A 24,750-nucleotide genomic window follows, 5' to 3' on the forward strand; every position below is an offset into this window, starting at 1 on the left:
GCTCAGTCCGTGCGCATCCGGTCGATCTGGGCGCGAAGCTCGCCCGCCTCGAACCGCGCATCGCGCAGCCCGTCCATCGTCGCGCGCAATTCGGCCTCGGTCTGGCTGAGACGATTGGTCAGCTCCGCCTCGCGCTGGTGCAGATAGGCGATCGCCTGGTCGCGCTGTTCCTCGGCCTCGTGCAGCGCCTGGGCCATGTGATCCAGATCGTCCATGTTCTCGTCGGTGACCTGCGCCACCCGATGCACCAGCAACGAGGCGAACCAGCCCAGAAGGAAGGTCGCGAACAGAACCAGTGTCGTCACGATGATGAATTCAGTCCTGTCCATCGGTTTCTTCTTCTGCTTCTTCGTTCTCGTTCTCGTTCTCGTTCTCGTTCTCGTTCTCGTTCTCGTTCTCGTTCTCGTTCTCGTCCGTCTCGACGTCTTCGGGCTCCGCCGCCACCAACTGGAACTCGATCCGCCGGTTCGCCTCGCGCCCCTCTTCCGTGCCGTTGTCCGCGATCGGCTGGCTGGCGCCATAGCCGCGCGCGGTCAGGTTCGAGGTCAGCACCCGCCGCGCCATCAGCGCGGTCAACACCGCCTCGGCCCGCTCGCGGCTGAGCCTTTCGTTCAGCGCCGCCCGGCCCTGGCTGTCGGTATGGCCGCCGATCTCGATCTGGGCATCGGGACAGCTGCGCAGCACGTCGGCGATCTGGTCGACCACCCGGACCGCGGCGCCCTCGATCCTGGTCGCGCCGGGCGCAAAGGTGATCTTTTCTTTCGCCAGGATCTCGGCGATCCGGGCGACGCAGGCCTCCGGGGTCGGGCGGCCGTCCGGGGTTTCCTCGGGTTCGACATAGGTGATGTCGATCTGGAAGGCTTTACCTTCGCCCAACCTGTCCGAAAGCAGCCGCGCCACCCTTGCCTGGGCTGTGTCGTCCATCGTGACGCCGGTCAGCCGCACGAGATCGGCCCGCACGATCACGGTTCCGTTGCGCAGCTGCGAAAGCGCCTCCAGCCCGGCCAGAGCCCGGATCGGCCAGCCCTCGGGCAGGCTCGGGTCAAGCCGTGTCGCCGAGCGGACGCTCTGCAACCCGAACTGCGCCCGCGCATAGCTTTCGGCCGCAGATTGCACCAGCGCATCTGGCATCCGACCGCGCAACTGCACCTGGCCTTCGGGGCTAAGCGTGGCAACGAATTCCTTGGGGCCCTCGTCGGCGGCCGGTCCCTCGGACCCGGCCGGGTCGGTCAGGGTGGCCGTCAGCTCGAACGGGGCGGGCAACCGGGCCCGCAGCGCCGTCACCGCCTTGTCAAAACGCGCCCGTTCGGTTCCGGGGGCTGCCATCAGCGTTACGTCGGCATCGGAAAAGCTCAGAGTGCCGCCGCCGATTTCGGCCAGGGCGTCGATGCCCAGCGCGGCGGCCTCGCCCCAGCCGGGTGCGGGCACGCCCAGCCCCAGCGGGCAATCCAGCGCGCCGGTCAGCCCCGCGCGCCGGGCCGCCTGGGCGATCAATGTCGCGGCTTCGGCAGTGTCGGCAGCGCAGGCGTCGAACCTTGCTGTCCCATCCTCCAGCAGGAATCTCAGGGTGAAGGGCGCGATCATCGGGCGCGGCGCCGAGATGTCGAGCACGGGCGTCACCCCTACGGGGGCGGCGGCGCGCAGGTCCCGTGCGATCCTGTCCCGCTCGCGCAGACTGGTCGCGATGGCCGCTACCGAGACCTTCATGGGCGTGATCGAGACCTTGGCGCTATCGAAACGGCCCAATGCGTCGATGCCGAAGGCCAGCGCGGCATCCCAGCCCTCGGGTGCCGGGGCGTTGACGGTTTCCAGCATGTCGGTGACGGACCCGTCACGCGCGATTCGCGCCAGATCACGGCCAAGCCTGCCGCGATCGGTCGCCGTCGGCACCAGCCCGATCACCGAGATACCCGAGGCGTTGCGCAACAGCTCGACCGAGAATCTTGGCGCTGCCAGTGGGTTTGTGGTCTCGACCGTGATCTCGTCCAGCAAATGCGACGCATCGATCACCTCGCCCGCGACCGAGAGCGCGCGGAACCGCGCCGCCTCGTCCGGGGCCGTGCCCGTCAGCCGCATCAGCATCCCGTCTGGCGTGGCCTCGGCCCAGTCGATCCCTTTCTCGGACAACGCCGCGCGCGTGGCCTTTGCCGTCCGCGACTCGAGCTGTCCGACGGCCAGAAACGCGGCCAGCAGGCACAATCCGCCCACCAGCGCGATCACGGCACTCGTTATCAGTTTCGGGCTGAGGCGGGTCATCGGGGCTGTCCCACGGTTAGGATCATGGATCGTCCCCTTCCAAGGCCGCGTGCCGCTCAATCATGCCAGAATTGCAAGACCAAAGAACAGCACCGGGATCAGACCGGCTTCGCGGTTCGCCCGGAACAGTCGCAGGCAGGTCTCGGCATCGTCCGCGTCAAGATTGCGCAATTGCCAGTAAAGATGCGCGCCGAAGCCTGCGACCCCCATCAATCCAACGATCACGGCTGTCTGTCCGGCGCTATGGGTCAGCGCGACCAGAACCGCCAGTGCCATCAACCCGACGCTTGCGATTCCGAACTGTTGAAGCCGCAGCGCCGTCTGGTCTCCGAACAGCAACGCAGTGGACTTCACCCCGATCAGCGCGTCGTCCTCTTTGTCCTGATGGGCATAGATCGTGTCGTAGAAGATCGTCCAGGCGATCCCCGACAGGTAAAGGAACAGCGCAGGCCAACCTAGGCTGCCGGTATGCGCCGTCCAGGCCAGCAGCGCCCCCCAGTTGAAGGCGAGCCCAAGAAAGACCTGCGGCCAGTAGGTAAAGCGCTTGGCGAAGGGATAGACCGCCACCAGCACCAGCGAGGCGATTCCCAGAGAGATCGCCGCGTTGTTGAAGGTGATCAGGATCAGGAAGGCGGTCAGCGCCTGAAGCACCATCCACACCACCGCGTTCTGCACCGTCACCTGCCCCGAGGGGATCGGGCGCGAGCGGGTGCGCGCCACGCTGGCGTCGAATTCGCGGTCGGTGATGTCGTTCCATGTGCAGCCCGCACCGCGCATCAGCCACGCCCCGATGGCGCAGCCCAGCACGATCCAGAGGTCGATCCACAGGAATCCGGTCGAGGCCGCGGCCAGCGTCACCGCCCACCAGCAGGGAATCAGCAACAGCCACGTCCCCACCGGCCGGTCGGCGCGCGACAGCCGCAGATAGGGGCGCGTCCAGGCCGGCGCCTGGGCGTCGACCCAGTTGCCCCGGACCGCATCTGCGACTTGGCCTTCGGCCTCTGGCGTTTCGCCGGTCTGGGACATATCACTGGTGGCCATGAGCGAACCCCGGTCTGCGAAAATCCGGCTCTATGTAGAGCACCCGTTGGGGGAAGGGCAAACCGTTCCTCTGGCGGTGGAGCAGGCGCATTATCTCTTTTCCGTGATGCGGCTTGGCGTTGGCGATGCGGTTCTGGCGTTCGACGGGCGCGCGGGCGAATGGCTGGCTCGGGTGTCCACGGCGGGCAAGCGCGGTGGCGCGCTGCTGTGCGAGCGGCAGACAAGGCCGCTTCGGCTGCCGCCCGATCTGTGGCTGTTGTTCGCGCCGATCAAGAAGGCGCGCACCGATTTCATCGTCGAGAAGGCGGCCGAGATGGGCGCCGCGCGGATCTGCCCGGTCCAGACCGATTTCACCAATGCCGAGCGGATCCGGCAGGACCGTTTGCAGGCCCATGCCATCGAGGCGGCCGAGCAATGCGGCGGCACCTATGTCCCCGAAGTCTGCGACCTGCGGCGCTTGTCCGACCTGCTGGCCGACTGGCCCGAAGGGCGGCGGCTGATGTTCTGCGACGAGGCGCTGGTGGGGGCGGGGGCGGCGCTGGGCGATGCGCCGCGCGGGCCCTGGGCCATACTGATCGGCCCCGAGGGCGGCTTTTCGGATGCCGAGCGCACCCGCCTGCGCGGCCTGCCCTTTGCCCATCCGGTCAGCCTGGGCCCCCGGGTCCTGCGCGCGGACACGGCGGCGGTGGCCGCCATGACGCTGTGGCAGCAGGCGCTGGGGGATTGGGGGTGAGCTTCCTGCGCCCCGAGATTCGCGCGCTGCTCGATCGCTCGCGCGAGATGCTGGCCGCGGGCGGGATGGCGCTGGCGGGGGGCTGGGTCTTCACCTTCGGCGGCTGGTTCTTCCAGGGGCTCGGGCTGGCGCTGTTGCTGTTGTCGCTGGCATTGGCCTATGTCGCGATCCGGCGGCTGCGGTTTCTGGCGCACGGGGCGGCGCCGGGCATCGTGCAGGTGGACGAGGGGCAGATCACCTATCTGGCACCCGGCAATGGCGGCTTCGTGGCGCTGAGCGAACTGACCGAACTGGAACTGGTCTTCGACGCCGATGGCGCCCGGCTCTGGCGGCTTGCGCAATCCGGCTTTCCCACCGTGACGATCCCGGCCGCGGCGCAGGGGGCCGATGCGCTGTTCGATGCTTTCGTATCATTGCCGGGCGCCCGCCCCGGCCATATTGTCGCGGCACTCGACCGGACCCCGGACCAGGGACCGGTCACGGTCTGGCGGCGCGAGCGTCACCCGGCCTTGACTTGACCCGCCCCCCGTCGCAGGTGACAGGCCGAACGACGCGAACGAACCCGGAGGCCAGCGCCCATGTCCATCCCACAAACCGGCGGCGGCCCGATCGAGTCCGTGGCGCAACTGGCCGAGTATCTCGAAGCCGGCTGCAAGCCCAAGGATGCCTGGCGCATCGGCACCGAGCACGAGAAATTCGGCTATGACAAGGCGACGCTCAAGCCCATTCCCTATGCGGGCGAGCGGTCGGTGCTGGCCGTGCTTCAGGGCTTGCGCCAGCGCTATGGCTGGGCGCCGATCTTCGAGGGCGAGCATATCATCGGGCTGGAAAAGGACGGCGCCAACGTCAGCCTGGAGCCGGGCGGGCAACTGGAACTGTCCGGCGCGCCGCTCGAAACCATCCATCAGACCTGTGACGAGGTGAACGAGCACCTGCGCGAGGTCCGCTCGGTCGCCGACGAGATCGGCGTGGGCTTCATCGGGCTGGGCGCCGCGCCGGTCTGGGCGCATGATGAGATGCCGGTGATGCCCAAGGGCCGCTACCGGCTGATGACCGACTACATGGACCGGGTCGGGACCATGGGAAAGACGATGATGTACCGCACCTGCACGGTGCAGGTGAATCTCGATTTCTCGTCCGAGGCCGACATGGTGCAGAAACTGCGCGTGGCGCTGGCCCTGCAACCCGTCGCGACCGCGCTTTTCGCCAATTCGCCCTTCCTCGACGGCAAGCCCAATGGCCACAAGTCCTGGCGCGCCCGCGTCTGGCGCGATCTCGACCCGGCGCGGACGGGGATGCTGCCCTTTGCCTTCGAGGACGGTTTCGGCTTCGAGCGCTGGGTGGATTACGCGCTCGATGTGCCGATGTATTTCGTCTATCGCGACGGCAGGTACATCGACGCGCTGGGCCAGTCCTTCCGCGATTTCCTTGCCGGTCGCCTGCCCGCGCTGCCCGGAGAGGTGCCGACCCTGTCGGACTGGGCCGATCACCTGACCACCATCTTCCCCGAGGCCCGCGTCAAGAAGTTCATCGAGATGCGCGGCGCCGATGGCGGGCCGTGGCGGCGGCTATGCGCGCTGCCCGCGCTGTGGGTCGGGCTGACCTATGACCAGTCCGCGCTCGATGCTGCCTGGGATCTGGTCAAGGACTGGGATGCCCAAACGCGCGATGCCTGGCGGGTTGCGGCCTCGGTGCAGGGGCTTCAGGCCGAAGTGGGTGGCCGCAGCATGCAGGCGCTTGCCAGCGAGGTCGTCGCGATCGCGCGCTCGGGCCTCAAGGCCCGCGCCCGGCCGGGGCTGGGCGGCATGGTGCAGGACGAACGCCATTTCCTGCACGCGCTCGAAGACAGCGTCGACACCGGCAAGGCCCCGGCCGACGAGCTATTGGAGCATTACCATGGCGACTGGAACGGGGATCTCTCCCGCATCTACGCCGAGTTCAGCTACTGAGCCTGCCGTTCAGGCGCCCCTGTCCCCGCTGTGCATGACCAGCACGGCGGCCAGCGCCAGTCCGATGCCGACCGCATCGCGCCAGGAGGCGGCTTCTTTGAAGACGACGATGCCCAGCAACGCCAGCAGCACCAGCGTTGCCGAGGAATAGAGCACGCCGATCGTGGCCAGCGAATGCTGTTGCATAAGGAAGAACCAGGCCAGGGCGGGCAGCCCGTAGCACACCGCCCCGACAAGGAACATCGTCGAGGTCATCCCGTCATCGTGGTCGGATGCCAGCTTGATGAAATAGTCGCCCGCTACGGTCAGGCCCGTGGCCAGTATCAGCCAGAACAACGTGTCCATGATCCGACCTCCCGCGAAGGATCGGGACCAGCCGAACCCATGCGGTGCAGCCTGCCAAAAATGTCAAGGTTTCCTTAACTTATATTAGATCCAGCTGCGGCGTGGACAAAGCGAAAATGCCGCAGGGTAAGGGAAACCCGACCTTCGCGACTCAGCTCTTCCTGCCGATCTTCGGCTCGGTCCCGGCGATCAGGCGGCGGATATTTGCGGCGTGGCGGACAAGGATCAGGGCGGCCAGCAGGGCGGCCAGCACGGCCGTTTCGCCATGTCCCAGAACCATGGCCCAGACCGGCGACAGCGCCGCCGCGACCAGCGCGGACAACGACGAATAGCGCAGCGCGGCAGCCACCACGAGCCAGGTGCCGCAGGCCGCAAGTCCCACGGGCCATGCCAGCGCCAGCAAGGTGCCAAGGAAGGTCGCGACCCCCTTGCCGCCCTTGAACCCCAGATAGACCGGGAACAGATGGCCGAGGAAGGCTGCGAAGCCTGCAAGTTGCGCCGCATCCTCGCCGACCGCCACGCGCGCGATCAGCACCGCGATGCCCCCCTTGGCCGCGTCCAGCACCAATGTCAGGAAGGCGGCCGGCTTGTTGCCGGTGCGCAGCACGTTGGTTGCGCCGATATTCCCCGACCCGATCTTGCGCAGATCGCCAAGGCCGAACAGGCGCGCCATGACGATGCCGAAGGGCACCGCCCCCAGCAGATAGGCCAGCAGCGCCACAAGGCCGAGGGTCAGGGGCGCGGTTTCGATCATGGGCATGAGGGGTCAGCCTTTTCCAAAGACGCGCGCGCCCGCGACCCAGGTGCCCAGCACCCGGCCCTGCATCCGCGCCCCGTCGAAGGGGGTGTTCTTCGATTTCGAGCGCAGCGCGAAGCGGTCCAGCACGAAGGGCGCATCCGCGTCGAACCAGACCAGATCGGCCGGTGCGCCCGGGGCCAGACGCCCGGTGGCAAGCCCCAGCCGCCGTGACGGGTTCAGCGACAGCGCCCGCCAGAGCCGCGGCAGGTCGATCGCGCCCGCATGGTAAAGCCGCAGCGCTGCGGGCAGGAGCGTTTCCAGCCCGACCGCGCCGCTTGCCGCAGCTTCATAGGGCAGGCGCTTCGATTCCTCGTCCTGCGGCGTGTGCATCGAGGAAATCACGTCGATCAGGCCCGAGGCCACCGCCTCGACCAGCGCCACGCGGTCAGTCTCGGCCCGGAGCGGCGGCTTGACCTTGAAGAAGGTGCGATAGTCTCCGACATCCAGTTCGTTCAGCGTCAGGTGATGGATCGACACGCCCGCAGTCACGTCGCGGCCGTTCTGCTTGGCGCGGTCCAGCGCGGGCAGGGCGCGGGCGGTGGTGATCTGGTCGGCGTGGTATTTCACGCCCGTCATCTCGACCAGAGCCAGGTCGCGGTCCAGCGCCATGCGTTCCGCCATGGGCGAGACGGCCGGCAGACCGCGCAGCGAGGCGAACTTGCCCGAGGTCGCGCAGGCCCCGTCCGACAGGCCCGGATCCTGCGGGTGGGCGATCACCAGCGCGCCAAGGGAGCGCGCATAGGTCATCGCGCGGGACAGGACCTTGGTGTTCTCGACCACCCGGTCGCCATCGGTAAAGGCAACCGCGCCCGCATCCAGCAGGAACCCGATCTCGACCATCTCGCGCCCCTCGCGCCCCTTGGTCAGGGCGGCCATGGGCTTGATCCGGACGGGCGAGGCATCGCGGCCGCGGCGGGTGACGAATTCCAGCACCTCGGGCGTGTCGATGGCGGGGGTCGTGTCGGGGCGGGTGACGATGGTGGTCACGCCACCCGCGGCCGCAGCCGCCCCGGCCGAGCCAAAGCTTTCCTTGTGCCGCTCGCCCGGTTCGCAGACCTTGACGCCGATATCGACGATCCCGGGGGCAAGGCAGTTCCCGGCGCAGTCGATCACGGTGTCGGCCGGCGCCGCCTCGCCCGTGCCGGTGGCAAGGATCGTCTCGCCCTCGACCAGCAACCAGCCGGGCGCGTCTGTCCCGGCCTCGGGGTCGATCAGGCGGGCGTTGGTAAATAGCGTTCTCATCGCCGCGCGCCCTTCGCCGCCAGTATCCGCGCCACGACTGCATCCGGTTCTGCCAGGAACTTGATCAGGTGCTTGTCGCCCGAGCGGGTGACGACCTGCACCGCGGCGCCCAGCTTGCGGGCCTTGTCGATGTTTTCGAACAGGATCCGCCGTCCGCCCGGTCCCATCAGCGCGCGGTCGGTCAGCGTCCAGGTGGCCTTGAGTTCCTCGCCGATCAGATAGGCCCCGCGCACCCCGATCCCGAGAAGCGCGGCCACGATCCCGACCCAGGGATAAGGGTTGCCCAGCAGCAACAGCACCAGGCTCGCCCCCACACCGGCGATCGCCGCCAGCAACGCATGCGCCTTGATATAGGTGCCCCGGTCGGCGCGGAACTGCGCCTGCACGGTTTCGCCATCCTCCAGATCGGCCGACAAGGTGGGATCAAACATGGATACCCCCCGCCGCGCGTTCCGCCCGCAAGCTGCGCGCCAGAAGGTCCATCGCCGCCATGCGCACCGCCACCCCCATCTCGACCTGTTCCTGGATGACGCTGCGGTTGATGTCATCGGCCAGCGTGCCGTCGATCTCGACCCCGCGGTTCATCGGCCCCGGATGCATCACGATGGCGTCCTCCTTGGCATGCGCCAGCTTCTCGGCGTCCAGCCCGAAACGGTGGTAGTATTCGCGCTCGCTGGGGATGAATCCGCCATCCATCCGTTCCTTCTGTAGCCGCAGCATCATCACCACATCGGCCCCTGCCAGCCCTTCGCGCATGTCCTCGTAGACCTCGACGCCGAATTCGGCGGCCCGGGCGGGGATCAGCGTTGCGGGGCCGATCAGCCGCACCCGGTTCTCCATCCGGCCCAGAAGCAGGATGTTCGAGCGCGCCACGCGGGAATGAGCGATGTCGCCGCAGATCGCCACCGTCAGCCGGTGCAGCCGCCCCTTGGCGCGGCGGATCGTCAGCGCGTCCAGCAGCGCCTGGGTCGGGTGTTCGTGCCGCCCGTCGCCCGCGTTCAGCACCGCGCAATTGACCTTTTGCGCCAGCAGATCCACCGCGCCCGATTGCGGATGGCGCACCACCAGCAGGTCGGGATGCATCGCGTTCAGCGTCAGCGCGGTGTCGATCAGCGTCTCGCCCTTCTTCAGGCTGGACGCCTGCATCGACATGTTCATCACATCCGCGCCCAGCCGCTTGCCCGCGATCTCGAAACTGGCCTGGGTCCGGGTCGATGCCTCGAAGAACATGTTGATCTGGGTCAGCCCGGCCAGCACGTCGGAATGTTTCGACGCGCCCCGGCTGAGATCGACATATTGATCGGCAAGATCCAGGATGGTGCGGATATCGTCTGCCTTCAGCGGCTCGATGCCCAGAAGGTGGCGGAAACGGAACGTCATGGGGCCTCCGACCTGATCGCCCCGCTTATAGAAAGCGCGCCTGTCCCCGGCAAGGGACGCGATGGCCATTGCCGCCGCCCCGGTCGCGCCCTAGCCTTGCGCGATGGATTCCGGGATCGACCCCCACACCGCGCTGGCGCTGCTGGAATGGCAGATCGAACTGGGCGCGACCGAGGCGATCGGCGAGACGCCGGTCAACCGCTACGAGGCCGCGCCCGTGGCGCCCGTGGCCGTTGCGCTGCAGACCCCCAGGCCCGCCATGCCGGTTGCGCCCGCGCCCGAGGCCGATCCGGTCCTTGTCGCCCGCGCGGCGGCAGCCGGTGCCGCCGACCGTGACGGGCTGCGCGCCGCCCTTGCCGCCTATGAGCATTGCGAGTTGAAGAAGGGCGCGAAATCGCTGGTCTTTTCCGACGGCAACCCGGCCGCCCGCGTCATGGTCATCGGCGAGGCGCCGGGCCGGGACGAGGATATCCAGGGCAAGCCCTTTGTCGGCGCGGCCGGGAAATTTCTGGACCGGATGTTCGCCTGCATCGGCCTTGACCGCGCCGCTGCCGAGCCCGCCCGCGCGCTTTACATCACGAATGTCCTGCCCTGGCGTCCGCCGCAGAACCGCGACCCCGAGCCGCAGGAGGTGGCGATGATGCTGCCCTTCCTGGAACGCCATGTGGCGCTGATCGACCCGCAGGTTCTGGTGCTGATGGGCAACCATTCCTGCGGCGCTCTGCTGGGCCGCAAGGGCATCACCCGGTTGCGCGGGCATTGGGCGCAGGCGCTTGGCCGGCCGGTGCTGCCGATGTTCCACCCGGCCTATCTGCTGCGCAATCCGATTGCGAAACGCGAAGCCTGGCATGACCTTCTGATGCTTCAGGCCCGTCTGAGGGAGACCGCATGAAGATACTCGCCTTTTCCGACCTCCATATCTCGGAGGACGCAGCCGCCGCGCTGGTCGCCGCCTCGTCCGGGGCTGACCTGGTGATCGGCGCGGGCGATTTCTGCAACCGCCGCGACGGTCTGGATCAGGCCATGGTGATGATTGCGGGGATCGCCGCGCCCTTCGTCATGGTGCCCGGCAATTGCGAAAGTGCGGACGAACTGCGCGCGGCCGCGCCGGGCGGGGCGCATGTGCTGCATGGCGAGGGTCTGGAGATCGGCGGACTCAAGCTGTTCGGGCTGGGCTATGGCGTGCCGGTCACGCCCTTCGGCGACTGGTCCTGCGACCTGACCGAGGAGGCGGCGGCAGAGCTTCTGGCCCCGTGCGAGGCTGCCGATGTGATGGTGTTCCATTCGCCGCCCAAGGGCATCGCCGATGTCACGGGGGGATGGTTCTCGGTCGGCTCGACCGCGATCCGCGATGCCATCGCCCGGGTGCAGCCACAGCTTGCGGTCTGCGGGCATATCCACGATTGCTGGGGGCGCGAGGGCATGATCGGCGCGACGCGCGTGGTCAACCTGGGCCCCAGGGTCAACTGGTTCGAGATCGGAGCCCGGCCATGAGCCACGGCACAGAGACCAAGGACTTCATCCCCGTGCGCATTGCCGTGCTGACCGTGTCCGACACCCGCACCCTTGCCGAAGACCGCTCGGGCCAGACGCTGGTCGATCGGATCGAGGCCGCGGGCCATGTCATTGCCGCCCGCGCGATCCTGCCCGATGAACGCGACCAGATCGCCGCGCAACTGCGCGACTGGTGCGCCGATCCGGGCGTGGACGTCGTCATTTCCACCGGCGGCACCGGGCTGACCGGCCGTGATGTCACGGTCGAGGCGCATCGCGACGTCTATGAAAAGGAGATCGAGGCGTTTGCGACCGTCTTCACCATCGTTTCGATGCAGAAGATCGGCACATCGGCGGTGCAAAGCCGCGCGACCGGGGGTGTGGCGAACGGCACCTATCTGTTCGCGCTGCCCGGCAGCCCCGGCGCCTGCAAGGACGCCTGGGACGAGATCCTTGTTCACCAGTTCGACTATCGCCACCGGCCCTGCAATTTCGTCGAGATTTTTCCCCGGCTCGACGAACACCGGCGACGGAAATAGATACATCGCGCGTAACGCATATGTGTTGGGTGCCGGGCCCGGCAGGCGCTATTGCTGTGGCACGGGCGCGGGTTGACCGGCCGGGAAAGGACATTGGCAGATGAGATTTCTCCGCCGCAGCCTTGTGGGGCTGTTCCTTGTCGCCCTGACTTTCGGGCTGCTGGCCTGGGCCGGGCACATGGTCAGTTCGGCCATTCAGGCCCGCCTTGCCGATCAGCCCGGCCAGCGCCCCGCCCGCGAGCGTGTCTTCGCGGCGAATGTCGTGACCGTGACGCCCGAGACCATATCGCCGGTGCTGACCGCCTTTGGCGAGGTGCGCGCGCGCCGCACCCTTGATCTGCGCGCCGAGGCGGGCGGCCGGGTGGTGGAGCTTCATCCCGCGTTCGAGGAAGGCGGTCGCGTCAAGGCGGGCGAGCTGATACTGCGGGTCGACCCCTCGAATACCCAATGGGCGCGCGATGTGGCGCAGTCCGACCTGACCGCCGCCGAGGCCGATCTGCGCGATGCCGAGCGCAAGCTGATCCTGGCGCGCGAGGAACTGGCCGCGACCGAGGAGCAGGCCCGGCTGCGCGCGCAGGCGCTGGCCCGCCAGCAGGACCTGCGCACCCGTGGCGTGGGCACTGATGCCGCCGTCGAGGATACCGCGCTGGCCGCCTCTGCCGCCGCGCAGGCCGTGGTCGCGCGTCGGCAGGCCGAGGCGCAGGCCGAGGCCGCGGTGGAAACCGCGCATAACGCGCTGGCCCGGGCGCGCATCCGGCTGGCGGAGGCCGAGCGCGCGCTGGCCGATACCGAGCTTTACGCGGCCTTCTCGGGAACGCTGGCCGAGGTGTCGCTGGTCGAGGGCGGGCTGGTTGCGCCGAACGAACGGGTGGCGCAACTGATCGACCCCTCCGCGCTCGAGGTCGCGTTCCGTGTCTCGACCGCGCAATACACCCGACTGCTGGACGACAAGGGCGCGCTGCGCCCCGCCCCGGTGACCGCTGTGCTGGACGTGTTCGGCGCCGATCTGACCGCGGCGGGCCAACTGATCCGCGAAAGCGGCGCGGTTGCGCAGGGGCAGGCCGGGCGGCTGCTGTTTGCACGGCTCGACAACGCGCCGGGCTTGCGGCCGGGCGATTTCGTCACCGTGCGTCTTGAGGAACCGCCGCTTGACCGCGTCGCGCGCCTGCCTGCGACCGCGCTGGATGCGGCGTCGCAGGTGCTGGTTCTGGGCGAGGATGACCGGCTGGAGGCCGTTCAGGTCGAGTTGTTGCGCCGTCAGGGGGACGACGTGATCGTGCGCGCCGCGGGTCTTGCCGGGCGCGAGGTCGTGGCCGAGCGCACGCCGCTTCTGGGCGCGGGGATCCGGGTGCGCCCGCTGCGCCCCGGTGCCGAGGCTGCCGGGGACATCCCCGAATCGGTCGAGCTGTCGCCCGAACGCCGTGCCGCGCTGATCGCCTTTGTCGAGTCCAACCCGATGATGCCCGACGAGGCCAAGGCCCGGGTGCGCGCGCAGCTTGAACAGGACCTTGTGCCTGTCCGCGTGGTCGAGCGGCTTGAATCCCGGATGGGGGGCTAGGCCATGACGCGCCCGATCCCCAGTGCGGTCGGCGGGGTCCTATCCTATTTCACCCGCCACCGCACCGCCGCGAACCTGTTGCTTGTCATGCTGATCGTCGCGGGGCTGGCCGCCGCGCCGCGGATGCGGGCGCAGTTCTTCCCCGATGTGGTGATCGACAGCGTCACCGTGACCGTGCAATGGGAAGGCGCGGGCGCCGAGGATGTGGATACCGGCATCGTCCAGGTGCTGGAGCCCGTGCTGATCGCGCTTGACGGGATCGAGAAAAGCTCGTCGCGCGCGACCGAAGGCTCGGCCTTCATCACGCTGGATTTCGAACCGGGCTGGGACATGTCGCGCGCCGCCGACGATGTGCAGACGGCGGTCGATTCCGTGCGCACGCTTCCCGCCGAGGCCGAGGTGCCCGAGGTGCGCCGCGGGTCATGGCGCGATCAGGTGACCGATATCGTCCTGACCGGACCCGTGGCGGTGGACCAGTTGGGCCGGCTTGCGGACGAACTGGTGGCCCGGTTGTTCGCGGCCGGGGTCACGCGCACCACGCTGCGCGGGCTGGCCGCGCCCGAAACCGTGGTCGAGGTGCCTTCGGCGGAACTGATCCGGCATGACATCACGATGGCCCAGATCGCCCAGGTCATCGCCGCCGAGGCCGCGACTGCGCCTGCGGGCGATGTGTCGGGCGGCACCGCGCGGGTGCGCACCGGTGCCGAAAAGCGCAGCGCCGAGCAGATCGGGGCGCTGGTGCTGCGTTCGAACGCGGACGGCTCGACGCTGCGGATAAGCGATGTCGCCACCGTCCGGGTCGAGGGCGTCGACCGCCAGCGGGCCTATTTCGTGGGCGATCAACCCGCCATCACGATCCGGGTGGACCGTTCGGACCGGGGCGACGCGATCGAGTTGCAGCGCCGGGTCGAGGCCGTGGCGGCCGAGTTGCGCACCACCCTGCCCGAAGGCGTCTCGGTCGAACTGATCCGCACCCGCGCCGAATACATCTCGGGCCGACTCGACATCCTGCTGAACAACGGGCTGATGGGGCTTGGCCTTGTGCTGGTGCTGCTGTTCCTGTTCCTGAACGCGCGCACCGCCTTCTGGGTCGCGGCGGGCATTCCGGTGGCGATGCTGGCCACCGTGGCGCTGATGTATGCCTTCGGGCTGACGATCAACATGATCTCGCTGTTCGCGCTGATCATCACGCTGGGCATCGTCGTGGACGACGCCATCGTGGTGGGGGAACATGCCGACTTCCGTGCCCGCCGCCTGCGCGAAGGGCCCGTCGAGGCCGCCGAGAATGCCGCCCGGCGGATGGCCGCGCCGGTTTTCTCGGCCACGCTGACCACGATCATCGCCTTTCTTGCGCTGGTCGTGATCGGGGGACGCTTCGGCCACATGATCGCCGACATCCCCTTTACCGTGATTGCGGTGCTGGTCGCCTCGCTGGTGGAATGTTTCCTGATCCTGCCGCATCACATGGCGCATGCGCTGGCCCATACGGCAAAGGAACATTGGTATGACGCCCCCTCGCGCGCCTTCAACCGCGGGTTCCGCTGGGTGCGCGACCGGCTGTTCCGGCCCTTCATGGTCCTGGTGATCCGGGCACGTTACCCGGTGCTGGCGCTGACGGTGCTGCTGCTGGCCAGCCAGGTGGCGCTGCTGATCCGGGGCGATGTGTCCTGGCGGTTCTTCAACGCGCCCGAGCAAAGCTCGGTCACCGGTAATTTCGCGATGTTGCCCGGCGCCAGCCGCGAGGACACGCTGGAAATGATGCGCGAGATGCAGCGCGCCGCCCAGGCCGTCGCGGCCCGCTACGAGGCCGAGCATGGCCGCAACCCGGTCGATTACGCCATCGCCGAGATCGGCGGCAATGCCGGGCGCGGGATGGCAGGGGCCGATGTCAAGGATACCGACCTCTTGGGCTCGATCGCCATAGAACTGATCGACCCGGATCTGCGGTCCTATTCCTCGTTCCAGTTCGTCGCCGATCTTCAGGACGAGGTGCGCGAGCACCCGATGGCCGAGACGGTCAGCTTCCGCGGCTGGCGGTCGGGCCCCGGTGGCGATGCGTTGGACGTGCAGTTCTACGGCGCCGATGCCGCCACGCTCAAGTCCGCGGCCGAGGCGCTGAAATCGGCCCTTGCCCAGTATGGCGAGGTTTCGGCGGTCGAGGACAGCATGGCCTATGACAAGGAGGAATTGCTGCTCGACCTGACGGCGCAGGGCGCGGCGCTGGGCTTCACCATCGAGGAGCTGGGCCGGGTGCTGCGTCACCGGCTGAACGGGATCGAGGCCGCGACCTATCCCGACGGGCCGCGTTCGGCCGCGATCCGGGTGGAACTGCCCGCGGGCGAGCTGACGGCGGATTTCCTGGAGCGCACGCTTCTGCGCGCGCCCTCGGGCGACTACCTGCCGCTGGCCGATATCGTTTCGGTCAAGCGCAGCACCGGGTTCTCGACCGTGCGGCGCGAGAACGGGCTGCGCGTGGTCTCGGTCGCGGGCGATCTGTCCGAGGACGATCCGGCGCGGGCCGAGGAGATCATGCGCGAGCTGGAACAGGTGGTCCTGCCCCGGATCGAAAGCGATCTGGGCGTCGCCTGGCGCATGGCGGGCCTGTCCGAGCAGGAACAGGACTTCATGGCCGATGCCCGGCTGGGGCTGGGGCTGGGGCTGATCGGCATCTACCTGACGCTGGCCTGGATCTTCGCAAGCTGGTCGCGGCCGGTGGTGGTGATGGCGATCATCCCGTTCGGGCTGGTGGGCACGATCTATGGCCACATGGCCTGGGACGTGCCGATGTCGATGTTCACAGTGGTCGGGCTGATCGGGATGGTCGGCATCATCATCAACGATTCGATCGTGCTGGTCAGCACGGTGGACGATTACGCCCGCTCGCGCGGCCTGATCCCCGCGATCGTGGATGCGACCGCCGACCGGCTGCGCCCCGTGCTGCTGACCACCCTGACGACCGTGCTGGGGCTGATGCCGCTGTTGTTCGAGAAGTCGCAACAGGCGCAGTTCCTGAAGCCGACGGTCATAACGCTGGTCTACGGGCTGGGCTTCGGGATGCTCTTGGTCCTTCTGGTGGTGCCGGCGCTTCTGGCGGTGCAGCAGGATGTCAGCCGACAGATCCGCGCGTTGCGCCATGCACTTCGCGGGCATTCGCGTGGCGGTCGGGCGCGTGCCGTGGGGCGGACTACAGCGTCGGCCGCGCTGGGGCTTGCGGCCCTTTTCGCGGCAACGGCAGGGCCGGTGCTTGTGACGGGCGCACTACCCGGACCGCTGGCCGCGGCGTTGCCGATGCTGGCCGATCGGCCGATGGCGGCGGCGTTGCTGCTTTTCCTTGGCGGTGGAGCCATCGTCCTGGTGGTGGCTTACGCGCTTGCTGCTCGCGCAATGGTGCGAGCCGGAGGGCATAGCCCGGGCCAGACGCAGAATTCCTGAAGGATTCCTGCCCGCAAGATTGCAATGTCCTTGGCGGGGGTGGTCAGCGCACCGCGCAGCCGCGGATGTCGATTGCCCGCCCCTCACCAAGCAGCGTGATTCGCAGGTCGGAGCGGTCCAGCGCGAAGGGCGCGCCGGTCACCGGCACAAGGTCCGAGCGCGCCACAAGCCGCCCGCCTTGCCGCGCAATGAGCGCCTCGGAAACCCAGATCGAACTGTCCGACAGCTCGAAGACCGCCGTTTCGTTGCGCCCCAGGGGGGCGACCTCGATCTCGGCGGTCAGACGCAGACCGTCGGGAATCGCTTCCACCGTACAGGCCACGCTGCCGACCCGTGCCGCACGCGCACTCTCGGGCTGCGCAGCCAGCGCCGCGCGGATCGACTCGCCTCGGCCCTCGGCAGGCAACAGACCGGACAGGTGCAGTTCGATCGGCAGGCAGATGTCCTGACACACGCCCAGTTCCACCCGCGCGTCCAGTTGCAGCGGCTGCCCGTGCTCGCGCGGGGTCAGTTCCAGCGGCAGCACAACCTCGTGTTCGTAGCCTATGGTGCGCAGCCCGTTCGACGAAAACACCCGCGGAGTGGGCCAATGCACCTCAACCCCCGCCACGTTCTCCGACCCCGCCCAGTCGAAACGCGGTGGTATTCCGGAATCGCCCGGTGCACGCCAGTAGGTCTTCCACCCAGGCGCAAGCCGAAGCTTCAACCCGGCCATGTAGGTTCCGTCCGCGGTCTGCCAGCCCGGCAGGATCTCGGCGCTCAGCACATCATCGGGGGGGCCTGCCAGGACGGCCTGAGCCAACCCCAGCGCAAGAGCCGACGCCGCGGCAAGACGGAGTGATCTGTCAAATCCCATGCGGGCGAAGATAATGGGCGGTTCAGCGGCGGGAAATCACATTCGGGAGAGAGCGTCGCGAAAAAATTGTCTCGCGTCGGCCTTGCGCCGTTGCAGCTGGCGACACATTCTGTCGGTAAGGTCGGCCCGGACGGTTCGCATGCAACTCGGCGGCAAGCTTCTTATCGCGATGCCCGGCATGGGTGATCCCCGCTTCGAGAAAAGCGTGGTCTTTCTCTGCGCGCATTCCGAGGAGGGCGCCATGGGGCTGATCGTCAACAAGCCCATGGCGGAGCTGTCCTTTTCCGATCTGCTCAAGCAGCTTGGCATTGCGCGGGCGCCCGGCGCCCGCGACATCCGCGTGCATTTCGGCGGCCCGGTCGAACATGCCCGGGGCTTCGTTCTGCATTCGGGCGACTACAATTCCGGCAGCGACACGACGCTGCGGGTCGATGGCCGGTTCGGGATGACGGCGACGCTCGACATCCTCGAGGACATCGCGAAGGGGCATGGGCCGGCCGATTCCCTGCTGGCGCTTGGCTATGCGGGTTGGGGGCCGGGCCAGCTCGAGGGCGAGATACAGGACAATGGCTGGCTGACCTGCGAGGCCGTGCCCGAAATCGTGTTCGATCCTGCTAATACCGCCAAGTGGGAGCGCGCGCTTCGGACCCTCGGGATCGAACCGCTGATGCTGTCCTCGGCAGCGGGCCGGGCGTGATCAGCCCCGGGGGGCCGCCGCCCGGCGCAGCCGGTCGTTGATCGCCCGGCCAAGGCCGTGATCGGGAATCGGCGCGACGGCGATGCGCTGGCCCGGTTCGGCGCGGGCATCCAGTTCGCGCAGCGCGTGGAACAGGTTCGCTGCCGCTTCGACAAGATCGCCCGTGGACGACAGGTTCAGCGCCGCCCCGTCGCAGCCCGACCCGAATCCCAGCCATAGCGCGCCCGGGGGCGGCGTGGCGGCCTCGAGGGCGACGGGGGCATCCGGCGCGTAATGCGACGAAAGCTGCCCCGGCGCGGTGATCGCATCGTCCGCCCTGCGGGGCGCCACCCGCCTGCCCAGGCAGTCCTCGATCGCCTCCAGCGGCAGCCCGCCCGGGCGCAGCAGCACCGGCGCGGGATCGAAGCCGACGATCGTCGATTCCAACCCCACCGGGCACGCCCCGCCATCCACCACGGCCGCGATCCGGTCGCCAAGCCCCTCGATAACATGCGCGGCCCGCGTCGGGCTTATGCTGCCCGAACGGTTGGCCGAGGGTGCCGCGACCGGCCCGCCGAACGCCGTCAGCAGGGCATGGGCCACCGGATGATCGGGCACCCGCAGCGCCACGGTGGGCAAGCCCGCGCTGACCAGCGGCGACAGCCCGGCATCCGGGCGCAGCGGCAGCACCAGCGTCAGCGCACCGGGCCAGAAGGCCGATGCCAGCCGTTCGCCCGCCCCGTCCAGCACCGCGAACCGTGCCGCGGCCGCGGCATCGGCCAGATGAACGATCAGCGGGTTGAAATGCGGCCGCCCCTTGGCCTCGAAGATCCGCGCCACCGCATGGTCGTTCCGGGCATCCGCGCCCAGCCCGTAGACCGTCTCGGTCGGAAAGGCGACAAGCTGGCCCGCCCCCAGCAGCGCCGCCGCGCGGGCAAGCCCGCCTGCATCGGGCTTCAGGATCTCTGCGCTCATGGTCTGCGGTCCCGGTGACGTTGCGTTGGACTTGATGGGGCGGGGCGGTCGTTTACCTTGCATGCGACCTCTGCCACACCCTTGCCGGACTGCTACAGCCGCACCGGCCCGGGGACAAGGCAGGAGGAGAGGGAGGATCCCATGCCTTACCGTGCCCCCGTGGCCGATATCCGCTTCCTGCTCGACCATGTGGCGGGGTTCCCCGAGCTTGCCGCGACCGCGCGTTTCGCCGAGGCAACGCCGGATCTGACCGCCGCGATCCTCGACGGCGCGGGCAGGCTCTGCGAGGAGGTCATGGCGCCCCTGCAACGTGTGGGCGATCTGCACCCCGCGCGGCTGGAAAACGGCATCGTCCGCACGCCCCCCGGTTTTGCCGAGGGCTGGCGGGCCATTGCCGAAGGCGGCTGGATCGGTCTGGCCGCGCCCACCCGGCATGGCGGCATGGGCCTGCCCCAGACGCTGGCAATGGCCGTCACCGAGATGATGAGTGGCGCCTGCCTTGCCCTTCAGATCGCGCCCCTGCTGACCCAGGGCCAGATCGAGGCGCTGAGCCATCATGCCAGCGACGCGCTCAAGGCGCTGTATCTGCCGAAACTGATCTCGGGCGAATGGTCGGGCACGATGAACCTGACCGAACCGCAGGCGGGCAGCGATGTGGGGGCGGTGCGCACGGTCGCGGTGCCGAAGGGCGACGGAACCTACGCGATCACCGGGCAGAAGATCTTCATCAGCTGGGCCGATTCCGAGTTCATCGGCAATGTCGTCCATCTGGTGCTTGCCCGCCTGCCCGACGCCCCCCCCGGCACCCGCGGCATCAGCCTGTTCCTGGTGCCGCGCAACATCCCCGATGCAAGCGGCGATCCGGGTGCGCGCAACAGCCTGCGGGTGGTCAGCCTTGAACACAAGCTGGGGCTGCATGGCAGCCCGACGGCCATGATGGACTATGACGGCGCGACCGGCTGGCTGGTGGGTGAACCGCATCGCGGCATGGCGGCGATGTTCACCATGATGAACAATGCCCGCCTTGGCGTCGGGATGCAGGGCATCGGCGTGGCCGAGGCCGCGTTCCAGCAGGCGCTGGCCTATGCCCGCGAGCGGCGGCAGGGGGCGACGCCGCAGGGCGAGGCCATCATCGGCCATGCCGATATCCGCCGGATGCTGGCCGCCATGCGGGCCGAGATCTTCGCCGCCCGCGCCATCGCCCTGTCCTGCGCGGTGGCGATCGACATGGCCGATGCCACGGGACAGACCGACTGGGCCGCCCGCGCGGCTTTCCTGACCCCCATTGCCAAGGCCTACGGCACCGATACCGGGGTCGAGGTCGCCTCGGCCGCCATCCAGGTCCATGGCGGCATGGGCTTCGTCGAACAGACCGGTGCCGCGCAATACCTGCGCGACGTGCGCGTGACCCCGATCTATGAGGGCACCAACGGCATCCAGGCGCTGGACCTGGTCGGCCGCAAGCTGACGGATGGCGGCGAGGCCGCCTGGCGGCTGCTCGAGGAAATCGAACAGGGCGCCGAAGCCGCGCGCGCCCTTCTGCCCGATCTTGCCGGCGACGTCTGGGCCGCCGCCGAAACGCTGCGCGAGACGACCGAATGGATGCTGACCCAGGGCCAGACCGACCGATTCGCCGGTGCGGTGCCCTTCCTGCGCGCCTGGGCGCGGGTTCTGGGCGGCCATGTCCATCTTGCCGCCGCCCGCGCCGAGGGGGGCGCGGGGCCGCGCACCGCGCTTGCCCGCGTCTTCGTCGCGCGGCTTCTGCCCGAACATGCCGCCCTGCTGGCCCAGGCCCGGGCCGGGGGAGCGGGGCTTTACGCGCTGTCCGACGACGATCTGGCGGCATGATGGACGGCACGCGCGGCCCGATCCGCTATCCCTTCCCCGACCCGCCCGCTCCCGACAGCGCGGTTCGGATCGCCGAGGGCGTCCTTTGGATGCGCCTGCCGCTGCCGATGGCGCTGGATCACGTGAATGTCTACGCGCTGGACGATGGCGCGGGCTGGACCGTGGTCGATACCGGAATCGCCTCGAGCCGCTCCCGCGCGCTCTGGCGGGCGCTGATGGCGGGGCCGCTCGGCGGCAGGCCGGTGACCCGCGTGATCGTCACCCATCACCATCCCGACCATGTCGGTCTTGCGGGCTGGTTCCAGTCCGCGCACGGCGCCGAACTGTGGACCAGCCGCGTCGCCTGGTTGTTTGCGCGCATGCTGCAACTCGACGAACAGGACCGTCCCGCGCCCGAGACGCTGGTCCATTGGCGCGGCGCGGGCATGGACCCGGCCCTTTTCGCCGAACGCGCCAATCAGCGCCCGTTCAACTTCGCCGACACGGTGGCGCCGATGCCGCTCGGCTTTCGCGACATGGCCGAGGGCGACAGGATCCGCGCGGGCGGGCGCGACTGGGACGTGCGGCTGGGCGACGGGCATGCGCGCGACCATGTCACCCTCTGGAGCCGGGACTGCAACCTCGTGATCGGCGGCGACCAGCTCCTGCCCTCGAGCTCGCCCAATCTCGGGGTCTATGCCACCGAACCGCTGAACGACCCCGTCGCGGGCTGGCTGCAAAGCTGCACCCGGCTGGCCACCCATGCGCGCGAGGATCATCTGGTGCTGCCCGGGCACAAGCTGCCCTTCACCGGCCTGCCCACGCGGCTTTCGCAACTGATCGACAACCACCATGGCGCGCTCGACCGGCTGATCGCCCATCTCGACCGGCCGCGCACCGCCTGCGACTGCTTCCCCGTGCTCTACCGTCGCGAGATCGGCCCGGCCGAATATGTCCTCGCCCTGGTCGAGGCGGTGGGGCATCTGAACCACCTGTTCCTGACCGGCCGCGCCCGCCGCTGGCAGCGCGAGGATGGCGCCTGGCTGTTTCAGCGCATCGAGGGGCCGCAGGCGTGACAGCCCCGGGCCGATCCGCTAGCCTGCCGCGCGAAGCAGGGCCACGGGGATCGACGCGCAGATGATATCGACCACTCCGGCGCAATGGCGAACGGCACGGCGCCCCTTTGCCTTGCGGAAGCTTCACCTTCTCGCCGCTCTTTTCCTGCTCTTTCTTGCCGGCTGCGCCGAATCGGTCTGGGCGCCTGACGAGGATGTGGCGCGCGCCGCCTATCGCCATCCCGGCCCGCCCTCGATCACGCTTTTCACGGTGATCGCCAACCGGTCGGATGCCGGGGCACATTCGGCGCTGATGATCAATGCCAGCCAGCGGGTGATCTTCGACCCGGCAGGAACCTGGTGGCACCGCACCGTGCCCGAGCGCAACGATCTGCTCTACGGCATCACGCCCAAGATGCTGGATTTCTACACCGACTACCACGCGCGCGAAACCTTTCGCGTCGTCACCCAGACCGTGGAGGTTTCCCCCGAAACCGCCGAACGGGCGCTGCGCGTGGCCGAAGCCTTCGGCGCCGCGCCCAAGGCGATGTGCGGCCGCTCCGTCAGCCAGGTACTGCGCCAGGTGCCGGGCTTTCAGACCATCCCCGCCACGGTCCGCCCCAGGGCCATCATGGACGGTTTCGCCAAGCTGCCCGGGGTCCGCACCGAAACGATCCGCGACGACGACCCGGACGGGAACCGCGCCGTTCTGGCGGCTCAGCACCGCGACCGCGTGGCAGAACTTGCCGCGGCGGACTGAGCGCGGCATCCTGCCCAGGCGCACTAAACGCCCCGTGTTTCTTCTTGGTCCAAATACCCCGGGGGTCCGGGGGCAGCGCCCCCCCCGGGTCGGCTTGCGCAGCAAGCCGAAACCCGGCGCCTATCCCAGCACGAACAGCATCCCGTAAAGCGTGACCGCGCCCGCCCCGATCGCGGCCAGCACGTTCTTCGTGACATGCCCCACGCCCAGGGTGGCAAGCGCGGCCAACATCCGGGCCGGGTCGGGCTCGCCGCCCGTTGCCTGCGGCCAGACCACCATCGGCGCGACGAGCGCGGGCAGCACCGCGACGGGCGTATAGCGCAGATGCCGCAGCAGCCAGTCGGGTAGCGGCCGCTCGCCGATCATCCCGAGGAACGAGAACCGGATCAGGAAGGTGCCGATCCCCAGAAGAACGATGATCGTCCAGATCTCGACGCTCGACTGGCTCATTCCCGATTTCCCATCCGCAATTCCACCTGCGCCCCCACCATCATCGCCACCAGCCCCGCTATCAGCACGCCCGCCTGGTAGGGCAGGAAGGCCAGCGTCAGCGCCACCCCGACCGAGGTGGCCGCGGCGGCGACATGGGCCAGCGTCCGCAGCGCGGGCGCCACCATCGCGAGGAAGGTGATCGGCACCGCGAAATCCAGCGCGAATTCGGGCGGGATCGCCTGGCCTGCCAGCGCGCCCACCAGCGTCGCGACATACCACATCGGACAGACCGGCGTGATGCTGCCCGCGTAATAGGCCAGCCGCTCGCGCAGGCTCATCTCGGGGCGCGACTCGAACCGGGCCTGGGCCAGGGCAAAGGTCTGGTCGACCAGGAAATAGGCCGCCAGCGCCCGCTGCCAGAGCGGTGCCGCGCCCAGATGCGGGGTCAGGGCCGCGGAATACATCGCCATGCGCAGGTTCACCGCCAGCGCCGTCACCAGCACCAGTACCGTGGGCGCCTGGTCCACCATCAGTTGAACGGCCGTGAACTGCGCAGCACCGGCGATCACGAGGATCGAAAAGCCCAAAACCTCGGCGATGTTCAGCCCCGCCTCGGTGCCGACGACCCCGAACAGCAGGCCGAAGGGCATGATGACCAGCACGAACGGCGCGCCGTGGCGGACGCCGGTCCAATAGGCCGATCTGACAATTGAGGCGGACATTGACGCGCTCTGGTCTTGCGGTGCCCGGCGGGCGTAAGCTCTCCGGCGATGGGGTGCAACCGCAAAACGGGGATGCGATGCAGGTGGTCGGGGTCATCCTTGCGGGCGGGCAGGGGCGGCGGATGGGCGGGGTGGACAAGGCGCTGATCCGTCTGGGCGGCACGACGTTTCTGGCGCGCGTTGCCGCGCGGCTGGGGCCCCAGGTCGCGGCGATGGCGCTCAGTGCGAATGGCCCGGTGGAGGACTATGCCGAGGCCCGCCTGCCGGTGCTGGCCGATCCGCCGCCGGGCGATCTCGGGCCGCTGGCGGGCGTGTTGGCCGGGCTCGACTGGGCGGCAGAAGCGGGGGCAGACGCGGTCGCGACCGTGGCGGTCGACACGCCCTTTCTTCCCGTCGATCTGGTGGCGCGGCTGGGAACTGCGGCAGGTGGCGAATTGGCGGTTGCGGCAAGCGGCGGGCGAATGCACCCGACCGCGGCGCTCTGGCCGGTAGGGCTGCGCGCGGAAGTGTGCGCCGCGCTGGCCCGGGGTGAGCGTCGCCTTGGGGGCTTCGCCCATATTATGCGCGCGGTAACGGTCGGGTTCGAGGCGGAGGGGATTGACCCCTTCTTCAACATCAACACCCCCGACGACCTTGCCCTTGCCGAGGCGGCGTTGCATCCGACCGGTCCCTGATCGCC

General features: G+C 68.8%; 25 protein-coding genes. 13 read left to right on the forward strand and 12 right to left on the reverse strand.

All coding sequences use genetic code 11. The features are described from left to right. Positions 1–2: 2 nt before the first annotated feature. The 3 genes from NHN26_RS01920 to ubiA are packed head-to-tail and all read right to left on the reverse strand — an operon-like array spanning position 3 to position 3,282. Positions 3–329, reverse strand: a complete 327-nt coding sequence (locus NHN26_RS01920) for a hypothetical protein (protein WP_253087830.1) — start codon at positions 327–329, stop codon at positions 3–5. Next, positions 316–2,256 carry an OmpA family protein gene (locus NHN26_RS01925; protein WP_253087831.1) on the reverse strand — a complete coding sequence of 647 codons (1,941 nt, stop codon included), beginning with the start codon at positions 2,254–2,256 and terminating at the stop codon, positions 316–318. Before NHN26_RS01925 ends, NHN26_RS01920 begins: the two co-directional genes overlap by 14 nt. Positions 2,257–2,316: 60 nt before the next feature. Next, the gene (gene ubiA / locus NHN26_RS01930; protein WP_253087960.1) at positions 2,317–3,282 is read right to left on the reverse strand and encodes a 4-hydroxybenzoate octaprenyltransferase; all 966 of its coding nucleotides are present in this window, start codon (positions 3,280–3,282) and stop codon (positions 2,317–2,319) included. 13 nt (positions 3,283–3,295) lie between these two features. Between ubiA and NHN26_RS01935 the strand changes: the two genes are divergently transcribed. From NHN26_RS01935 to NHN26_RS01945, 3 genes are read left to right on the forward strand one after another with little or no spacing between them, the layout of a single operon-like run. After that, positions 3,296–4,030 carry a 16S rRNA (uracil(1498)-N(3))-methyltransferase gene (locus NHN26_RS01935; RefSeq protein ID WP_253087832.1) on the forward strand — a complete coding sequence of 245 codons (735 nt, stop codon included), beginning with the start codon at positions 3,296–3,298 and terminating at the stop codon, positions 4,028–4,030. Then, positions 4,027–4,548 carry a hypothetical protein gene (locus NHN26_RS01940; protein ID WP_253087833.1) on the forward strand — a complete coding sequence of 174 codons (522 nt, stop codon included), beginning with the start codon at positions 4,027–4,029 and terminating at the stop codon, positions 4,546–4,548. Before NHN26_RS01935 ends, NHN26_RS01940 begins: the two co-directional genes overlap by 4 nt. Positions 4,549–4,608: 60 nt before the next feature. Next, complete coding sequence (locus NHN26_RS01945) at positions 4,609–5,979, forward strand: glutamate--cysteine ligase (protein WP_253087834.1); 1,371 nt, start codon at positions 4,609–4,611, stop codon at positions 5,977–5,979. 9 nt (positions 5,980–5,988) lie between these two features. On the opposite strand, the gene NHN26_RS01950 is transcribed toward NHN26_RS01945, so the two are convergent. From NHN26_RS01950 to NHN26_RS01970, 5 genes are all read right to left on the reverse strand, one after another. Further along, a complete protein-coding gene (locus NHN26_RS01950; protein ID WP_253087835.1) occupies positions 5,989–6,324 on the reverse strand; it encodes an EamA family transporter in 336 nt (111 codons plus the stop codon). A gap of 151 nt (positions 6,325–6,475) precedes the next feature. After that, entirely contained in the window at positions 6,476–7,084 is a 609-nt protein-coding gene (gene plsY, locus NHN26_RS01955) for a glycerol-3-phosphate 1-O-acyltransferase PlsY (RefSeq protein WP_253087836.1), read from the reverse strand. Between the two features lie 6 nt (positions 7,085–7,090). Then, positions 7,091–8,365 carry a dihydroorotase gene (gene pyrC / locus NHN26_RS01960; RefSeq protein ID WP_253087837.1) on the reverse strand — a complete coding sequence of 425 codons (1,275 nt, stop codon included), beginning with the start codon at positions 8,363–8,365 and terminating at the stop codon, positions 7,091–7,093. After that, a complete protein-coding gene (locus NHN26_RS01965; protein ID WP_253087838.1) occupies positions 8,362–8,796 on the reverse strand; it encodes a hypothetical protein in 435 nt (144 codons plus the stop codon). The genes pyrC and NHN26_RS01965 overlap by 4 nt, the downstream gene beginning before the upstream one ends. Next, positions 8,789–9,745, reverse strand: a complete 957-nt coding sequence (locus tag NHN26_RS01970; RefSeq protein ID WP_253087839.1) for an aspartate carbamoyltransferase catalytic subunit — start codon at positions 9,743–9,745, stop codon at positions 8,789–8,791. The genes NHN26_RS01965 and NHN26_RS01970 overlap by 8 nt, the downstream gene beginning before the upstream one ends. A 103-nt stretch (positions 9,746–9,848) precedes the next feature. Between NHN26_RS01970 and NHN26_RS01975 the strand changes: the two genes are divergently transcribed. The 5 genes from NHN26_RS01975 to NHN26_RS01995 all read left to right on the forward strand — a co-directional run bounded on the left by NHN26_RS01975 (position 9,849) and on the right by NHN26_RS01995 (position 16,768). Then, entirely contained in the window at positions 9,849–10,637 is a 789-nt protein-coding gene (locus tag NHN26_RS01975) for a uracil-DNA glycosylase (protein ID WP_253087840.1), read from the forward strand. Then, positions 10,634–11,239, forward strand: a complete 606-nt coding sequence (locus NHN26_RS01980) for a metallophosphoesterase family protein (protein WP_253087841.1) — start codon at positions 10,634–10,636, stop codon at positions 11,237–11,239. The genes NHN26_RS01975 and NHN26_RS01980 overlap by 4 nt, the downstream gene beginning before the upstream one ends. Then, positions 11,236–11,778, forward strand: coding sequence for a molybdenum cofactor biosynthesis protein B (gene moaB, locus NHN26_RS01985; RefSeq protein WP_253087842.1), 543 nt, complete (start codon positions 11,236–11,238; stop codon positions 11,776–11,778). The genes NHN26_RS01980 and moaB overlap by 4 nt, the downstream gene beginning before the upstream one ends. Positions 11,779–11,878: 100 nt before the next feature. After that, entirely contained in the window at positions 11,879–13,336 is a 1,458-nt protein-coding gene (locus tag NHN26_RS01990; protein ID WP_253087843.1) for an efflux RND transporter periplasmic adaptor subunit, read from the forward strand. A 3-nt stretch (positions 13,337–13,339) separates the two neighbouring features. Next, on the forward strand, positions 13,340–16,768 hold the full coding sequence (locus NHN26_RS01995; protein WP_253087844.1) for an efflux RND transporter permease subunit: 3,429 nt from the start codon (positions 13,340–13,342) through the stop codon (positions 16,766–16,768). A 43-nt stretch (positions 16,769–16,811) separates the two neighbouring features. On the opposite strand, the gene NHN26_RS02000 is transcribed toward NHN26_RS01995, so the two are convergent. Then, positions 16,812–17,570, reverse strand: a complete 759-nt coding sequence (locus NHN26_RS02000) for a protein-disulfide reductase DsbD domain-containing protein (RefSeq protein ID WP_253087845.1) — start codon at positions 17,568–17,570, stop codon at positions 16,812–16,814. A 193-nt stretch (positions 17,571–17,763) separates the two neighbouring features. On the opposite strand from NHN26_RS02000, the gene NHN26_RS02005 reads away from it, so the two are divergent. After that, a complete protein-coding gene (locus tag NHN26_RS02005; RefSeq protein ID WP_290442752.1) occupies positions 17,764–18,321 on the forward strand; it encodes a YqgE/AlgH family protein in 558 nt (185 codons plus the stop codon). On the opposite strand, the gene NHN26_RS02010 is transcribed toward NHN26_RS02005, so the two are convergent. Continuing rightward, a complete protein-coding gene (locus NHN26_RS02010; RefSeq protein WP_253087847.1) occupies positions 18,322–19,275 on the reverse strand; it encodes an L-threonylcarbamoyladenylate synthase in 954 nt (317 codons plus the stop codon). Between the two features lie 141 nt (positions 19,276–19,416). Between NHN26_RS02010 and NHN26_RS02015 the strand changes: the two genes are divergently transcribed. From NHN26_RS02015 to NHN26_RS02025, 3 genes are all read left to right on the forward strand, one after another. Further along, positions 19,417–21,123, forward strand: coding sequence for an acyl-CoA dehydrogenase (locus NHN26_RS02015; RefSeq protein WP_253087848.1), 1,707 nt, complete (start codon positions 19,417–19,419; stop codon positions 21,121–21,123). Then, the gene (locus tag NHN26_RS02020; RefSeq protein ID WP_435594161.1) at positions 21,120–22,178 is read left to right on the forward strand and encodes an MBL fold metallo-hydrolase; all 1,059 of its coding nucleotides are present in this window, start codon (positions 21,120–21,122) and stop codon (positions 22,176–22,178) included. The genes NHN26_RS02015 and NHN26_RS02020 overlap by 4 nt, the downstream gene beginning before the upstream one ends. A gap of 112 nt (positions 22,179–22,290) precedes the next feature. After that, positions 22,291–22,917, forward strand: coding sequence for a hypothetical protein (locus NHN26_RS02025; protein ID WP_253087850.1), 627 nt, complete (start codon positions 22,291–22,293; stop codon positions 22,915–22,917). Between the two features lie 120 nt (positions 22,918–23,037). On the opposite strand, the gene NHN26_RS02030 is transcribed toward NHN26_RS02025, so the two are convergent. Both NHN26_RS02030 and NHN26_RS02035 read right to left on the reverse strand, forming a co-directional pair. Continuing rightward, a complete protein-coding gene (locus NHN26_RS02030; protein WP_253087851.1) occupies positions 23,038–23,367 on the reverse strand; it encodes an AzlD domain-containing protein in 330 nt (109 codons plus the stop codon). Continuing rightward, positions 23,364–24,071 carry an AzlC family ABC transporter permease gene (locus NHN26_RS02035; protein WP_253087852.1) on the reverse strand — a complete coding sequence of 236 codons (708 nt, stop codon included), beginning with the start codon at positions 24,069–24,071 and terminating at the stop codon, positions 23,364–23,366. The genes NHN26_RS02030 and NHN26_RS02035 overlap by 4 nt, the downstream gene beginning before the upstream one ends. A gap of 77 nt (positions 24,072–24,148) precedes the next feature. Here NHN26_RS02035 and mobA point away from each other — a divergent pair, with 77 nt between their 5' ends. Next, positions 24,149–24,745, forward strand: coding sequence for a molybdenum cofactor guanylyltransferase MobA (mobA, locus tag NHN26_RS02040; protein WP_253087853.1), 597 nt, complete (start codon positions 24,149–24,151; stop codon positions 24,743–24,745). Positions 24,746–24,750 lie beyond the last annotated feature (5 nt).

It is taken from the genome of Rhodovulum tesquicola, assembly GCF_024128855.1.
GTDB classification, from domain to species: domain Bacteria; phylum Pseudomonadota; class Alphaproteobacteria; order Rhodobacterales; family Rhodobacteraceae; genus Rhodovulum; species Rhodovulum tesquicola.

Excerpts from the sequence above, each read along its gene's own strand:
- NHN26_RS01920 (WP_253087830.1), bottom strand. The coding sequence starts at position 329 with ATGGACAGGACTGAATTCATCATCGTGACGACACTGGTTCTGTTCGCG.
- NHN26_RS01925 (WP_253087831.1), bottom strand. The coding sequence starts at position 2,256 with ATGACCCGCCTCAGCCCGAAACTGATAACGAGTGCCGTGATCGCGCTG.
- ubiA (WP_253087960.1), bottom strand. The coding sequence starts at position 3,282 with ATGTCCCAGACCGGCGAAACGCCAGAGGCCGAAGGCCAAGTCGCAGAT.
- NHN26_RS01935 (WP_253087832.1), top strand. The coding sequence starts at position 3,296 with ATGAGCGAACCCCGGTCTGCGAAAATCCGGCTCTATGTAGAGCACCCG.
- NHN26_RS01945 (WP_253087834.1), top strand. The coding sequence starts at position 4,609 with ATGTCCATCCCACAAACCGGCGGCGGCCCGATCGAGTCCGTGGCGCAA.
- NHN26_RS01950 (WP_253087835.1), bottom strand. The coding sequence starts at position 6,324 with ATGGACACGTTGTTCTGGCTGATACTGGCCACGGGCCTGACCGTAGCG.
- plsY (WP_253087836.1), bottom strand. The coding sequence starts at position 7,084 with ATGCCCATGATCGAAACCGCGCCCCTGACCCTCGGCCTTGTGGCGCTG.
- pyrC (WP_253087837.1), bottom strand. The coding sequence starts at position 8,365 with ATGAGAACGCTATTTACCAACGCCCGCCTGATCGACCCCGAGGCCGGG.
- NHN26_RS01965 (WP_253087838.1), bottom strand. The coding sequence starts at position 8,796 with ATGTTTGATCCCACCTTGTCGGCCGATCTGGAGGATGGCGAAACCGTG.
- NHN26_RS01970 (WP_253087839.1), bottom strand. The coding sequence starts at position 9,745 with ATGACGTTCCGTTTCCGCCACCTTCTGGGCATCGAGCCGCTGAAGGCA.
- NHN26_RS01975 (WP_253087840.1), top strand. The coding sequence starts at position 9,849 with ATGGATTCCGGGATCGACCCCCACACCGCGCTGGCGCTGCTGGAATGG.
- NHN26_RS01980 (WP_253087841.1), top strand. The coding sequence starts at position 10,634 with ATGAAGATACTCGCCTTTTCCGACCTCCATATCTCGGAGGACGCAGCC.
- moaB (WP_253087842.1), top strand. The coding sequence starts at position 11,236 with ATGAGCCACGGCACAGAGACCAAGGACTTCATCCCCGTGCGCATTGCC.
- NHN26_RS01990 (WP_253087843.1), top strand. The coding sequence starts at position 11,879 with ATGAGATTTCTCCGCCGCAGCCTTGTGGGGCTGTTCCTTGTCGCCCTG.
- NHN26_RS01995 (WP_253087844.1), top strand. The coding sequence starts at position 13,340 with ATGACGCGCCCGATCCCCAGTGCGGTCGGCGGGGTCCTATCCTATTTC.
- NHN26_RS02005 (WP_290442752.1), top strand. The coding sequence starts at position 17,764 with ATGCAACTCGGCGGCAAGCTTCTTATCGCGATGCCCGGCATGGGTGAT.
- NHN26_RS02010 (WP_253087847.1), bottom strand. The coding sequence starts at position 19,275 with ATGAGCGCAGAGATCCTGAAGCCCGATGCAGGCGGGCTTGCCCGCGCG.
- NHN26_RS02015 (WP_253087848.1), top strand. The coding sequence starts at position 19,417 with ATGCCTTACCGTGCCCCCGTGGCCGATATCCGCTTCCTGCTCGACCAT.
- NHN26_RS02020 (WP_435594161.1), top strand. The coding sequence starts at position 21,120 with ATGATGGACGGCACGCGCGGCCCGATCCGCTATCCCTTCCCCGACCCG.
- NHN26_RS02030 (WP_253087851.1), bottom strand. The coding sequence starts at position 23,367 with ATGAGCCAGTCGAGCGTCGAGATCTGGACGATCATCGTTCTTCTGGGG.
- NHN26_RS02035 (WP_253087852.1), bottom strand. The coding sequence starts at position 24,071 with ATGTCCGCCTCAATTGTCAGATCGGCCTATTGGACCGGCGTCCGCCAC.
- mobA (WP_253087853.1), top strand. The coding sequence starts at position 24,149 with ATGCAGGTGGTCGGGGTCATCCTTGCGGGCGGGCAGGGGCGGCGGATG.